Annotated in this window: 13 protein-coding genes; 5 read left to right on the top strand and 8 right to left on the bottom strand. The window is 63.1% G+C overall.

What is annotated here, in order from left to right; translation table 11 throughout:
* The gene (locus CK228_RS23890; RefSeq protein ID WP_095789445.1) at positions 1–1,029 is read left to right on the top strand and encodes a zinc-dependent alcohol dehydrogenase family protein; all 1,029 of its coding nucleotides are present in this window, start codon (positions 1–3) and stop codon (positions 1,027–1,029) included.
* Between the two features lie 185 nt (positions 1,030–1,214).
* Here CK228_RS23890 and CK228_RS23885 read toward each other — a convergent pair whose 3' ends face one another.
* The gene (locus CK228_RS23885) at positions 1,215–2,324 is read right to left on the bottom strand and encodes a TRAP transporter substrate-binding protein (RefSeq protein ID WP_038651600.1); all 1,110 of its coding nucleotides are present in this window, start codon (positions 2,322–2,324) and stop codon (positions 1,215–1,217) included.
* A gap of 264 nt (positions 2,325–2,588) precedes the next feature.
* Between CK228_RS23885 and CK228_RS23880 the strand changes: the two genes are divergently transcribed.
* On the top strand, positions 2,589–3,362 hold the full coding sequence (locus CK228_RS23880; protein ID WP_095771933.1) for a gamma-glutamyl-gamma-aminobutyrate hydrolase family protein: 774 nt from the start codon (positions 2,589–2,591) through the stop codon (positions 3,360–3,362).
* Here CK228_RS23880 and CK228_RS23875 read toward each other — a convergent pair whose 3' ends face one another.
* The 5 genes from CK228_RS23875 to CK228_RS23855 form a co-directional block, all read right to left on the bottom strand.
* Entirely contained in the window at positions 3,363–3,761 is a 399-nt protein-coding gene (locus CK228_RS23875) for a hypothetical protein (protein ID WP_095789444.1), read from the bottom strand.
* A gap of 119 nt (positions 3,762–3,880) precedes the next feature.
* Complete coding sequence (locus CK228_RS23870; RefSeq protein WP_095789443.1) at positions 3,881–4,465, bottom strand: hypothetical protein; 585 nt, start codon at positions 4,463–4,465, stop codon at positions 3,881–3,883.
* 13 nt (positions 4,466–4,478) lie between these two features.
* Positions 4,479–5,462, bottom strand: a complete 984-nt coding sequence (locus tag CK228_RS23865) for a 2-hydroxyacid dehydrogenase (protein WP_095771586.1) — start codon at positions 5,460–5,462, stop codon at positions 4,479–4,481.
* Positions 5,459–6,481 carry a LacI family DNA-binding transcriptional regulator gene (locus CK228_RS23860; protein ID WP_095771585.1) on the bottom strand — a complete coding sequence of 341 codons (1,023 nt, stop codon included), beginning with the start codon at positions 6,479–6,481 and terminating at the stop codon, positions 5,459–5,461. Before CK228_RS23860 ends, CK228_RS23865 begins: the two co-directional genes overlap by 4 nt.
* Positions 6,482–6,559: 78 nt before the next feature.
* Complete coding sequence (locus CK228_RS23855; RefSeq protein WP_095771932.1) at positions 6,560–7,501, bottom strand: DMT family transporter; 942 nt, start codon at positions 7,499–7,501, stop codon at positions 6,560–6,562.
* 311 nt (positions 7,502–7,812) lie between these two features.
* On the opposite strand from CK228_RS23855, the gene CK228_RS23845 reads away from it, so the two are divergent.
* Entirely contained in the window at positions 7,813–9,147 is a 1,335-nt protein-coding gene (locus CK228_RS23845; RefSeq protein ID WP_095789442.1) for a multidrug effflux MFS transporter, read from the top strand.
* Positions 9,148–9,153: 6 nt separating this feature from the next.
* On the opposite strand, the gene CK228_RS23840 is transcribed toward CK228_RS23845, so the two are convergent.
* Positions 9,154–9,561, bottom strand: a complete 408-nt coding sequence (locus CK228_RS23840) for a DUF2000 family protein (RefSeq protein ID WP_095789441.1) — start codon at positions 9,559–9,561, stop codon at positions 9,154–9,156.
* Positions 9,562–9,611: 50 nt separating this feature from the next.
* On the opposite strand from CK228_RS23840, the gene CK228_RS23835 reads away from it, so the two are divergent.
* On the top strand, positions 9,612–10,484 hold the full coding sequence (locus CK228_RS23835; protein ID WP_095771582.1) for an AraC family transcriptional regulator: 873 nt from the start codon (positions 9,612–9,614) through the stop codon (positions 10,482–10,484).
* On the opposite strand, the gene CK228_RS23830 is transcribed toward CK228_RS23835, so the two are convergent.
* Positions 10,485–10,955, bottom strand: coding sequence for a MarR family winged helix-turn-helix transcriptional regulator (locus CK228_RS23830; RefSeq protein ID WP_095771931.1), 471 nt, complete (start codon positions 10,953–10,955; stop codon positions 10,485–10,487).
* 401 nt (positions 10,956–11,356) lie between these two features.
* Between CK228_RS23830 and CK228_RS23825 the strand changes: the two genes are divergently transcribed.
* Positions 11,357–12,412 carry a GTP-binding protein gene (locus CK228_RS23825; protein ID WP_095789440.1) on the top strand — a complete coding sequence of 352 codons (1,056 nt, stop codon included), beginning with the start codon at positions 11,357–11,359 and terminating at the stop codon, positions 12,410–12,412.
* Positions 12,413–13,400 lie beyond the last annotated feature (988 nt).

The following is a 13,400-nucleotide window of genomic DNA, read 5'->3' as shown; positions in this document are numbered from 1 at the left end:
ATGAAGGCGGTGCGGCTGGAGGCGGTGGGCAGCATTGCGCTGCGGGAAGTCGGCAAACCTGTCGCCGGCCCGGACGAGCTTCTGGTGCGGATCGAGGCCTGCGGCGTCTGCGGCACCGACCGGCATCTTTTCCACGGCGAATTTCCCTGCCGGCCGCCGGTGACGCCCGGACATGAATTTTCGGGCATCATCGAGGCGATCGGCAACGCCGTCTCCGGCTTTGCCGTCGGCGATCGTGTCGCCGGCGATCCCAACATCGCCTGCGGACGGTGCCCGCATTGCCATGCCGGCCGGGTCAATCTCTGCCGCAATCTCAATGCCATCGGCATCCACCGCGATGGCGGCTTTGCCGAGTATGTCGTGCTGCCGCAGAAACAGGCTTTCATCCTGCCCGCCGAATTGCCGCCGACGCATGGCGCCTTCTGCGAGCCGCTCGGCTGCTGCCTGCATGGCGTCGACCTTGCCGAGATCAAGCCGGGCAGTTCGGTGATCGTGCTGGGCGGCGGCGTGATCGGCCAGCTGACCGTGCAATTGGCAAAACTGGCCGGCGCCACGACCATCATCCTGTCGACCAGGCAGGCCTCGCGGCGCACGCTTGCCGAAGCGCTCGGCGCGACGGCGACGGTCGATCCTACCGCCGGCGACGTCATCGATGCCATCGCGGGACCCGCGGGCATGATGCCCGGAGGCGCCGACGTGGTGTTCGAATGCGCCGGCGTGCGCGATACCGTCGAGCAGTCGATGCGGCTGGCAAGGGCCGGCGGCACCGTCGTCATCGTCGGCGTGACGCCGCAAGGCATGAAGGCGGAATTCGAGCCTTTCGACCTGCTGTTTCGGGAATTGAAGGTGGTCGGCTCGTTCCTCAATCCGTACACGCACCGCCGCGCCGCCCAATTGATCGCTTCGGGCGCGATCGAGATCGACCGGCTGATCTCCAGGCAGGTGCCGCTTGAAGAGGCGGTCGCCGTGATCGCCAACCCGCCGGCGCCCGGCGAGGTCAAGGTGCTGGTGGTGCCAGGTCGGGGCTGAACCAAAGGCCAGTCGCGCCGGACCCGCTTGCCGTTACGCCGCCTGGCACGCGGCGGCTTTACATCGACGACCTCTACTGCATGGCGCCGGGCGGAATACTGGTCGAGGTTAGTTCCTCGCCAATCTGAAAAGAAAGACCCCGGACGAGCTGCCCGGGGTCTCTCGAACGAACGCGATGGGACAGTTTACAGCTTGCCGTTGCGCTGCTGGACCATCATGAAGGTGTCGTAATTGTATTCGGCCACCTGCGCCCAGAGATAGTGCTCCTTGCGGAAGCCCTTGATCGATTCCCAGATCTTCTTGAACGGCGCATTGGATGCCTCCATCTCGGCATAGACCTCGTTGGCCTTTTCGAAGCAGGCAGCCATGATCTCCTGGCTGAACGGACGCAGTTTGGCGCCGCCGGCGACCAGCCGCTTCACCGCCGCCGGGTTCACATAATCGTATTTCTGCAGCATGTCAGCATCGGCGGCCTGCGCGGCGGTGCGCAGCAGCGATTTGTAGGCCGGCGAAAGCTCTTCGTATTTCGCCTTGTTGAACATCAAATGCACGGTCGGGCCGCCTTCCCACCAGCCGGGATAGTAGTAATAGGGCGCGACCTTGTAGAAACCGAGCTTCTCGTCGTCATAGGGGCCGACCCATTCGGCGGCGTCGATCGTGCCTTTTTCCAGCGCCGGATAGATGTCGCCGCCGGCGATCTGCTGTGGCACGACGCCGAGCTTCTGCACCACCTTGCCGGCAAAGCCGCCAATGCGCATCTTGAGGCCCGAGAGGTCGGCGACCGTGTTGATTTCCTTGCGGAACCAGCCACCCATCTGCACGCCGGTGTTGCCGCCCGGCAGGCCGAAGAGACCTTGCGTGGCGAGGAACTCATTGAACAGGTCGATGCCGCCGCCATGGTAGTGCCAGGCATTCATGCCGCGCGCGTTGAGCGAAAAGGGAACCGCCGCGCCAAGCGCCCATGTCGGGTCCTTCCCCCAGTAATAATATGCCACCGTGTGGCAGGCTTCGACCGTGCCTGCCGTGGTGGCGTCGGCGGCCTGCAGGCCGGGCACGAGTTCGCCGGCGGCAAAGACCTGGATCTGGAAATTGCCGTCGGTGGCTTCCGACAGCATCTTGGAGAACACCTCGGCGCCGCCATAGATGGTGTCGAGCGACTTCGGGAAGGACGACGCAAGCCGCCATGTCACCTTGGGATTGGACTGGGCGATTGCCGGGGCCGCAAGCGTTGCCGCCGCCGCCGCGGCGCCGACGCCGGTCACGCCGGCCTTGCGAATGAATGAACGACGATCCATGCAATTCCTCCCTTTTGGATCAACAGACCGACATCCGGGAAATCCTCGGGCTCCCGTATCGGTTGGCCGAAACAATACACAGGCGAGAAGTCTAGTCCAGCACGGCGACCAGATTTGGTAACCGAGCCATGCAGCCCTGCAACTATAGTCTAACGTGCGGTTTCGTGGCCCATGCGACACGCCGAAACTTGGCATGGAAAAATGCCCGGGGATCGCCTATTTTGCAGGCAGGATATCCCTTGCCAGATGGAAAACAGACCCAAAATGCATCAGCCGCTCGTCGCCATATCGACCGACGTCCGTCAGTTCGACAACTACACCTGGCATGCCGCCCCGCAGCAATATCTGGAAGCGGCGGTTGCCGGCGCCGGCGTGTTCCCGCTGCTGGTGCCGTCGTTCGGTGACAGGCTCGACTTCGATGAACTGCTGTCCTCGGTCGACGGCGTCATGGTCACCGGCTCGAAATCCAACGTGCACCCCTCGCTCTATGGTGGCGATGCCAGCGAAGCCAACGGCCCCTATGATCCGGCGCGCGACGCCACCACGCTGCCGCTGATCCGCCGGGCGATCGAGCGCGGCGTGCCGCTGCTTGCCATTTGCCGTGGCATCCAGGAGTTGAACGTGGCGCTCGGCGGCACGCTGGGCACCGAGATCCAGGAGCGCGAGGGTTCGCTCGACCACCGCGCGCCGGCGAGCGACCAACAGGACGAGCGCTTCGCCATCCACCAGACCATTTCGATCAAACCGGGCAGTTGCCTGGCCGGTGTGTTCGGCGCCGGCGAGATCAAGGTCAATTCACTGCACCGCCAGGCGATCGATCGGCTCGGGTCGAAGCTCGAGATCGAGGCGGTCGCCACGGACGGCACGGTCGAAGCGGTTTCGGTCAAGGGAGCACGCGCCTTCGCCGTCGGTGTCCAATGGCATCCGGAGTACTGGGTCAACTCGGACAGCAACTCGGCCAAGATTTTTCGCGCCTTCGGCGATGCGGTGCGCCTGCACGCCGCCGCGAAGGCTGGCTCGCGGGCCGCGGCGGAGTAATCAGCCGCCGGTGTTGCGGTCGCCCGCCAGCGACAGCAAGGGCGTGGCAGGCGTATAGGATTCGTACCCGTCGCCATCAGCCACGGCGAAGGTGACAATCGGGTCGATGCCGTTGGCGCTGAAGGCGACCGTGCCGTCATTCTGCTGGCGCCAGAACTTTGCCCGTTCTATGCCAGGCATCAGACGACGGCATGTCGAAGCAACAGTGAGCAGGGACAGGCCATCCGAAATTTCGGCCCCGCGGCTCACCGCGCAGGCCCTCTCATCGCCATTGGCGACCAGCCTGTAGGTGTTGGATGGCGTGACCTCGTCGGCGACGCTTTCCCCATTGCCGTCATGAAACAGATGAACGCCGCCAAACAAGGCGGCGGCGGCGATCAATGCGAAAAGCGTTTTCATTCTGTCTCATCCACGCACACGGGCAGGATAGAGAATGATTTCAAAGGGTTAAGCTGGCGTTAATAAATGTGGCGGAGCCACTGCCGGTGTCAACGAATGCCGAAGACGAAACCGTCGAACTATTGCGGGACGGTCGGCGGATAGCGATCTGAAAGGAGTTTGAAGAGCCACTCGCGCTCGACATCGGTGGCTGCCGAACCAATCTCGACCCTCTGGGCACCAGCGTCGACCGTCAGGCGATTGCGAGTATCGCCGTCGCGAAGTCTCAGCGATTTGAGCTGCATCCGGTCGAACCGGCGCTCGGTCCGCTTCGAAAACAGCTGCGTCCAGGCGGAGGCGCCGTAGGATGGCATCTTGAACGGCGGCAACCCAGGGTCATGGCTGACCCCGGCCGCATCGAGCCTTATCACTTCGGGCACGGAGCGCCGGAAAATGCGGCGAACCATGAGCATTGCGAAGATGCCGCCGACTGTCCAAGCGCAGAGCCAGAAGGCAACAAACGCCGTAGGCCCGCCGAACGGCCTGGTTACGAGCTGATATGCGGCTGTCATCTCACCGAAGGCCCAACCACCTAGCCAGCAAAGAACGAATATGCCGATCAGGTAGTTGGCGAAGGGCCGCCTTGGATACGGAATTGAAATGATCTGGTCCCGGCCATTGGTGGCGACCAAAATCGTGGAATTGTCAGGCGGCTTCACCGTCATCGGTTTGCCTTCGCTAGCCGCGAGCCTTCACATGCGCCGTCTCCGGCACCGGCGTCAGCGGACGGCGCTCGGTGAACCAGGACACCAGATTGTCGACGCACAGATCGGCCATGGCGCGGCGTGTGTGCTCCGAGGCCGAGCCGACATGCGGCAACAGGGAGGCGTTGGGGGCGTCGAGCAGCGCCTTGGGCACATTCGGCTCGTCGGCGAAGACGTCGAGCCCCGCGGCGGCGATGGTGCCGCCGGCAAGCGCCGCCGCGAGTGCCGCCTCGTCGACGGTGCTTCCGCGGCCGATATTGACGAAGACGCCGTTGGCGCCAAGCGCCGACAGGATCTCGGCATTGACCGCCTTCTGCGTAGAAGCGCCACCAGGCGCCACCGAAATCAGCGTATCGACCGCTTCCGCAAGACCTTTCAGCGTCGGGTGATACTGATACGCAAGACCTTCGACGCGACGCCGATTGTGATAGGCGACCGGCAGGCCGAACGCCTCGAGCCGCCGGGCGATGGCCTGTCCGATGCGGCCCATGCCGAAAATCCCGACGCGGCGGGCGCGCAAGGTCAGCCGGCTCAGCGGATAGTTGCCCTTGCGCACCCAGCTGCCGTCGCGCAGCCAGTTTTCCGCGCGCGGCAGGTCGCGGATCGTGTTGATCAACAGCCCGACCGCGGTGTCGGCGACCTCCTCGGTCAGCACGTCGGGCGTGTTGGTGACCATGATGTTCTTCGCCGCCGCATGACCGACATCGACCGAATCATAGCCGACGCCGAAGGAGGCGATGAGTTCGAGATTGGGCAGCGCATCCATCATAGCCGCGCTGATGCCGGCAAAGGAAGCAATGCCACGCACCATGCGGCGCATCTCGTCGGTGACCAGCGCCGGATCGGCGCGCTCGATCCTGATCTGTTTGAAGGTACGGTCGATGCGCCGGACGGCATGGTCGCTGAAGTCCGCCGGCACCAGAATGGCGACGGCTTGCAGCTGTTCGGCCTTGGTCATGCCCGCTCCACCGGCTTGCCGGTCGACTGGCGCACATGCAGCTCCGGCTTGATCAATTCCTGCGAGGGCCGCACCGTCTGCCCATTGAGCTTGTCGAGCAGCGCGCTGGCGGCGCGGCGGCCGACCTCGCGCTGGCCGTTCCAGACGGTGGTCAGCGCCGGCGTGGCGATCGCCGCCTCCTCGAGATCGTCATAGCCGGTGACGGAGATGTCGATGCCCGGCACCAGGCCGGCGCGCGCAATGCCGTTCATCAGGCCGATGGCGACGAGGTCGTTCCAGCAGCAGGCGGCGGTCGGTCTGTCCTTCAGCGCCAGGAACTGCCCGGCGGCCTCGAAGCCGGCCTGCTTGGTGCGCGGACCGGCGATGCGCCAGGACGGCCTGACTTCGAGCCCTGCCGCCTCCATGGCGTTGACATAGCCCTGATAGCGGTCGCGGCCGGTCGAGGTCTGGTCGGTGCCGCCGATCATGGCGATGCGCTTGTGGCCGAGCGAGATCAGATGGTTGGTGGCAAGCCCGGTGCCATAGGAATCGTCGCCGCGAAACACCGGCACGTCGGCGCCCTCGACGGTGCGGGCGATCAGCACCGCCGGCAGGCCGTTTTCCTCGGCCATCAGTATGTCGGCGGCCGGGGTGCCGATGGCCGGCGACATGATGACGCCGTCGGCGCCGAGCTGCAGCAGCGTGTCGATGAAGGTGCGCTGCTTTTCGAGCTGGTCGTAGTGATTGGACAGGATGAAGGTCTGCCGGCTGCGGTCGAGCTCGCTCTCGATCGAGCGCAGGATCTCGGCGAAGAACGGGTTCATGATGTCGTGCACGACGACGCCGACAATGCCCGAACGCGAGGTGCGCAGGCTGGCGGCGCGGCGGTTGTAGATATAGCCGATAGCGCGCGCATGTTCCTTGATGCGGTCGCGCGTCGCGCCGGCCACCAGCGGGCTATCGCGCAACGCCAGCGACACGGTGGCCGTGGACACGCCGAGTGCATCGGCGATCGTCGAAAGCTTGATTTTTTGTGCCAGCGCCTTGCGCTCCCCGAACGAGCTGAATTGCGACTTAAACTGTTTAAAGGCGGCGTTATGCCACCGATCGGGGGCAAATCAAAGTTTTTTTGCCAGCGCCTCGGCCTCGACATCGGAGGCCGCGCGGCTCCGCAGCCGAAGCCGGTGCTCGCGATGGACGATGTAGAGGCCGCTGGCAACGATGATGGCGGCGCCGACCAGCGTCCAGCGATCCGGGAACTGCTTGAAGATGATCCAGCCGGAAATGATCATCCAGACCATCTGCGAATAGGGATAGGGCGCCAGTGCCGTGGTCGTCGCCAGCCGATAGGCCTGGACCAGAAGCCAGTGCCCGACACCGCCGAACACGCCAAGCATGAGCAGGATGAACCAGTGCCAGCCATCATGCGGCAGCGAGAAGGAAAACGGCAGCATGGGCAAAAGCAGCACCGTCGGCGCCAGCGCCGAAAACAGGATCAGGCTTTCCGACGTCTCCGTCGACGACATCCGGCGCGTCATGATGACATAGAAGCAGTTCGACAGCATCGAGCCGAGTGCGAAGAGATGGCCGATGCCGAAGACGCCGACACCTGGCCTTGTGATGATGAGGACCCCGGCGAACGCGGCCAGAATGGCCAGCCAGCGCCGCCAGCCGGCCCATTCGCCGAGCAGCGGGCCGGCAAGCGCGGTGATCACCATCGGCCCGAAGAAATAGATCGACGTCGTCTCGGCCAGTTGCAGGGAGCGCAGGGCCAGGATGTTGCACATGGTCGAGCCGAACAGGAACACGCCGCGCAGCACATGCGCCGGCAGGTTGACCGGGCGAAACCGCAGCGGATCGCGCCAGCCGCGCAGGAGGGTGCCGACCAGCACGACATGCACGGCAAAGCGCACCCAGGCGACGATCAGCGCCGAAACGCCGGCAAGGACGAGATATTTGCTCGAGGTGTCGAGGAAGGTGAAGAAGACATAGGTGGTCAGCATGCACAGGATCGCCACCGGCGGCGTCGCGCTTTCGACATATCTTTGGGAAGCATTCACTTGCAGGCCGGGGGAAAAGCTGGGCTGAAGCGCACCTTTGCGGGAATTGTCGCTTGCCGGCAAGCCAAAAGCGCCTGGCACAACAAGACGTTCCGACAGGCTTAGCCCCGTCTCGCATGCGATGGCCCAAACCGCCATCGCCGCCTGGGTCAGGCCTCAGCCTGGCCGCATGTCGATCGGCGTCGCAACCATGCTGCCTTGACGACACGCATCTTTTGCTCCTAGCTCTGATGCCATGAACATCGCAATGGCTTTGGTCGTCGTAAGGGAGCGCATGGGCAGGATGGTGTAACCATCCGGCGAAAGCACCCATGCGCGGTAAGCAGGCTCCTGACGGGGCCTTTTTTTATGCCCGGAATTCGGGCCACCCGTCAGACCCCTCACTTCAATCCCCCGACAAGGCGAGCGAGATCATGGCGAGCGACAACCCCATTCGGCGTCCGGCTATAGGCACAATCGGTAGCACGAGGGTCTCCGAACCGGCTGCTCCACCCCGACTGATTACACTTATCCTGCTTTCGGCTCTTGCCGTGTTGCCGGTGAACATGATTTTGCCGTCGCTGCCGAACATTGCCGTAACGTTTCATGCCGATTTCGCCTTGGTCAATCTGTCGGTTGCCGGCTTTGCGATCATCACCGCCGTCATGGAGGCCATCGGGGGTGTAATATCGGACCGATTTGGGCGCAGGCCGGTCGTCCTGGCATCTCTCTCGATCTTCGTCGCGGCGTCCATCGGCTGCGCTGTGGCTCCTAATATCGGCACCTTCCTTCTGTTTCGCGCGATGCAGGCGTGCATCGGCCCCTGCTATTCGGTCGCTCTGGTGATCATCAAGGAGACATCGGACGAGCGCGAAGCCGCCAGCAAATTCGGTTATCTCGCCATGGGGTGGGCGCTCGCGCCCATGGTCGGTCCTTTGTTCGGCGGTTCCCTGGACGAACTGTTCGGATGGCGGTCAAGTTTCGTTGTCTTTGCGATCCTGGGTGCAGCCGCCTTCGCCCTATCCATGCGCGAGATCAGAAGAATTCCATTGCCGAGATCGCATGGGAATTACGTTGTCGCCTATGGGCTTCTCCTGCGTTCGGCGCGGTTTTGGGCTTACACGCTGTGCATGGCTGCCTCGATGGGCGTCCTTTACGTCTTCCTGGGAGGAGCGCCATTGGTCGTCGGCGACGAGCTCGGTAGGTCAAGCGCGAAGCTCGGCTTCTACATGGGATTGGTCCCTACCGGTTTCATTCTCGGCAGCTATCTGGCCGGGCGCTACGCCTCGAAAACCTCGCTGGGCGCCATACTCGTTCTTGCGCGCCTCCTGACCTGCGCCGGTCTGCTGGCCGGCCTGGCCCTGTCAAGCCTTGGTATCACGCACGTCCTGGCCTTCTTTGGGCCTTGCTTGTTCATCGGCGTCGGCAATGGATTGACCATGCCCGCGGCCAACAGCGGCGCCTTGTCCGTACGACCGGATCTGGTCGGCACCGCCGCGGGACTGGCTGCCGCGATGCGGATCGGCGGCGGGGCGCTCATAGCCTCCATCGCCGGCCTGGCGAGGTCGATCCCCGCGCTGTTCGTGACGATGCTGATATCAGCGGCCCTCGCATTGCTGGCGGCGCTGTATGCAGATGCTCTCGATCGGCGGCAGCCAGCCGATTGAGTGTCGCTATGCCTGCATGCGGGCGCCCTTGGTGATCTTGTCGACCACCTTCTTGTCGGCGCGCAGCGCGATGCCGACCACCTTCGCGTCTTCGGGCGCGAATTGTGCGAAGACGGCGCGGTTGGCGGCATCGAAGCCGGTGGAAAACATCTCCTCCACATAGAGCGAAGTCGTCACGCCGCGCTCCAGCGCGCGCCGGTGGATCGTGGCCAGTGTCGCCTGATCTGCCGACAGCACGATGACCGGCTGGATCGACAGCGGATTGTAGAGATTGCCCGAGCGGTCGCGATAGGGCTCGCCGATGATGTCGGGAAACTGCGCGACAATGCCGCTGGTCAGGAAGGCGGTGACGTTGAGTTTCTGCCAGACGGGCAAGTCTTCCCGCAGGACGATTGCAAATTTCGTATCGAACATGAGAAAAGACCATTCGAGGTTAGGCCCCGATAGCGAGGCTGAAGGAGACGATGTCGTTCGAAATAGACCGGCAGGCCTCTAGGGGTCTTGGACGTTTGTGCGCGGATGCGGCGGAGAACTGCATCATTTCCGCACCCGACCCCGCCGGCATGGAGCGGATCGAGGCGCGCTTTCATGGCAGCGCCTTCGACCTGCATCGTCATGACACCTACGCGATCGGGGTGACGCTGCATGGCGTGCAGACCTTCCGCTATCGCGGTGCGACGCGATTGAGCCTGCCCGGCCAGATCATCGTGCTGCATCCCGACGAACTGCATGATGGCGGCGCCGGCACCGAGGACGGGTTGCGCTACAGGATGCTCTATCTCGAACCGTCTCTGATGCTGGACTGCCTTGGCGGCGCGTCGTTGCCCTTCGTCAGGGATGCCGTGGTGCGGGACGAAGCCTTCTGCGCCACGCTGCTTTCAGCGCTGGGGCCGCTGCAGCAGGAACTCGACGAGCTGTTCGTCGATGACTTTCTCACGCAACTGATGCATGGCCTGGCACGGCATGCCGGCGAGCCGGCAAAGCCGATGGCCCGGACGGCATGGCGGGCGGCGACGCTGGCGCGGGACTATCTTACGGAGAACGCAATGCGCCCGGTGCGTTCCGGCGAATTGGAAGCCGTCACCGGACTGGACCGCTACGCCTTATCGAGGCATTTCCGCGCCGCCTTCTCGACCAGCCCGCATCGTTTCCTGGTGATGCGCCGGCTTCAGCGCGCGCGGCGGATGATTACCGCCGGCGAGCCCCTGGCGCAGATCGCGGTCGAGGCTGGCTTCACCGACCAGAGCCATTTCAACAGGCAATTCAAGAAGGCATTCGGCATGACGCCGGGGCGTTGGTCCTCGCTGATCCGGGACGCGGCTCCTGCAGCGGCCTGATCACTCGTCCGCCTCGGCGTCGTCGTCGATCAGCACAAGCTCCTCGTTGGAGAGATTGGCCTCGATGCGGGCCAGCAGCTTGAACAGCGCCTTCTGGTCTTTCTTGTCGAGGCCCTTCAGCGCCTGTTTTTCGGTCTTCTTCACCGATTTCTCGATGGCGTGGATGATATCGCGGCCAGTGTCGGTGAGGAAAATATGAGCCTGACGGGCGTCGGCCGACGAGGCGCGCTTTTCCAGAAAGCCCTGCGCCTGCAGCCGGTTGATGGTCTTGGTGATGGTGGGCGGGCGCACGCCGAGGCGGCCGGCGAGATTGCCAGGCGTCTGGCCGTCCTCTCGGTCGAGCGCCAGCATGATCTGGTCCTGGCCGGCATAGAAGCCGTGCGCCAGGAGCCGGGCCGCCAGCGCGGTTCTTGCCAGCCTTGCCGCTGAATGCAGCCGGCTCATTGTTGCAGTTTTGTCCGCCTTGGCCATGGTCATCCCCTCTTCGGCCATACCGGTTGCGACAGCATAGACGCAGCCGGCCGGTTGGCAATCGACGATAAAAAGAATCCGGCGCGTGAAACAGCTTTGCCGGCAAGCATTGCGGTGCCCGCCGTGGCTAATGCCAGATGTTTATTTCAGTTAGATGACAAACGACTTTTCGCCGCACGGGAATCGCCGCAAAGGTGGGGCGCGCGTGACGTGAGACGCGGCTTGCTCGCGACAAAGGCGCACTTTCGCAGTCATCCGGCACGCCGATATCGCAGTGGCCGGGCCAAGAGCTTTGGCCCATCGGTTTGCCCCGTGCAAAAGCCCCGCACACATCCTATATGGAGCCGAGAATCCCTTTTTCGCGGCCTGGATTTCAAGGCCCAGTCATCTCGAGGCAAGCCATGAGCGACGCACAGACGCAGATCCCCGTAACCGTTCTCACCGGCTATCTCGGCGCCGGCAAGACGACGCTGCTCAACCGCATCCTGTCGGAGAACCATGGCAGGCGCTACGCGGTCATCGTCAACGAATTCGGCGAAATCGGCATCGACAACGACCTGATCGTGGAATCCGACGAGGAAATCTACGAGATGAACAATGGCTGCGTCTGCTGCACGGTGCGCGGCGACCTGATCCGCGTCGTCGAGGGCCTGATGCGCCGGCCCGGCCGCTTCGACGCCATCGTGGTCGAGACAACCGGTCTCGCCGACCCGGTGCCGGTGGCGCAGACCTTCTTCATGGACGACGACGTACGCTCCAAGACCAAGCTCGATGCGGTGGTGGCGCTGGTCGATGCCAAGCACCTGCCGCTCAGGCTCAAGGATTCCAAGGAAGCCGAGGACCAGATTGCCTTCGCCGATGTGGTCGTGCTCAACAAGACCGATCTCGTCACCCCGGAAGAGCTCGCCAAGGTTGAGGCGACGATCCGCGCCATCAATCCGGCGGCCAGGATCCATCGCACCACGCGCGCCGGCGTCGCCCTGTCGGAAGTGCTCGACCGCGGCGCCTTCGACCTCTCCCGGGCGCTGGTGAACGATCCGCATTTCCTCGAGGCGCATGACGATCACGACCACGATCACGACCATGATGGCCACGATCACCACCACCATGATCATAACGGGCATGACCACCACGAACACGCGCATCCCTCAGACATCCATGATGTGACGGTGCAGTCGGTGTCGTTGCGCGGCGGCGAGATGGACCCGAAGAAATTCTTCCCATGGATCGAGAAGATCACCCAGATGGAAGGCCCCAACATCCTGCGGCTGAAAGGCATCATTGCCCTGAAAGGCGATGATGAACGCTACGTCATCCAGGGCGTGCACATGATCATCGAGGGCGACCATCAGCGCGCCTGGAAAGACGGCGAGAAACATGAGAGCCGGCTGGTGTTCATCGGCCGCGAACTGGACGCCGAGCGGCTGAAGAAGAGTTTCGAGGCCTGCCAGGCCTAGTCAGGCTTTGCCGTGCGGTTCCAGGCTAGATGTAAAGGAAGACGGACGGGTGCGTCACAGCGAGGGCGTTCTTGAAATGGTCGAATGATCGGCTTTGACCAACAGGCGATGGCTAGCGCGAAGTACATCTGTGATCGAGGAGGTGCTCGGCTGCCCTTCCCCAATTTACCAGAATATAGAATCCCGGCCTCGCGTCAGCCAGCGTTGCACCGGCGACGAGTACATTTAGATCATCCATAGCATGTCGTGCCTGAGGCAAACCGGCAACAACCAAGCCAACCACGTTAGTGGTTCGCAGATCCGGCTCATCCACTGCCATTATCCAATAGGGTCGCCCGTTCAACATCAATGGAAACGGTTGCCAGGCCGCGTCTTGCTTCGGCCCATCTGAGGCAAGCGTCCTTTCAACCGACTCCAGCAAGCAATCGACGTGGATGTGCAACTGATCCTGGGACCGCTCAAATCGGGAATTCACAGCCAGGCCAACGGCTGATCGTGGCAGGCCGTGTCCGAGTCTTGCTTCGACTTTCTGTCGGGCTTCCCATGCCCGGTTCCATAGTTGGGCGCTATCAGTGGAACGGGCGGATGGGCTCTCCAAGCCCGCAACGGCTGTGATTGGGGCCACCACAAACTCGGTCCGGTGTAGAGGTGATTTGATGAGCACTGACCCATAATCCCCTTGCTCGGTCAGTATCACCTCGTCGCAGGGGAAGGCGACGCCAAACCGCGTACTTGCAAGTGCGCAGGTCTGCACCGTCTCCCACAGTATTTTGCGTCTGAGGAAAGCGTAGCCGGCAGCGACTGACAAAGCGACCAACAATGTCACGAACAGCCGAAGGCCCCTGCGCTCCAAGAAGCCCAGCACATTGTTCCTTTCTCAAACGACCGGAGCGAGCGGCGCGAGCATCGCCAGGAACATGGTTCGGGTCATCATACAATCGCAGGGTGCGGAAGTTCCGTTCCCGCCTGGAAATCACGATCGGTGATG

This window comes from Mesorhizobium sp. WSM4312, from assembly GCF_002294875.1.
GTDB lineage: Bacteria > Pseudomonadota > Alphaproteobacteria > Rhizobiales > Rhizobiaceae > Mesorhizobium.
The sequence above is the reverse complement of the archived record's forward strand: the minus strand, read 5'-3'. Positions and strand labels throughout refer to the sequence as shown.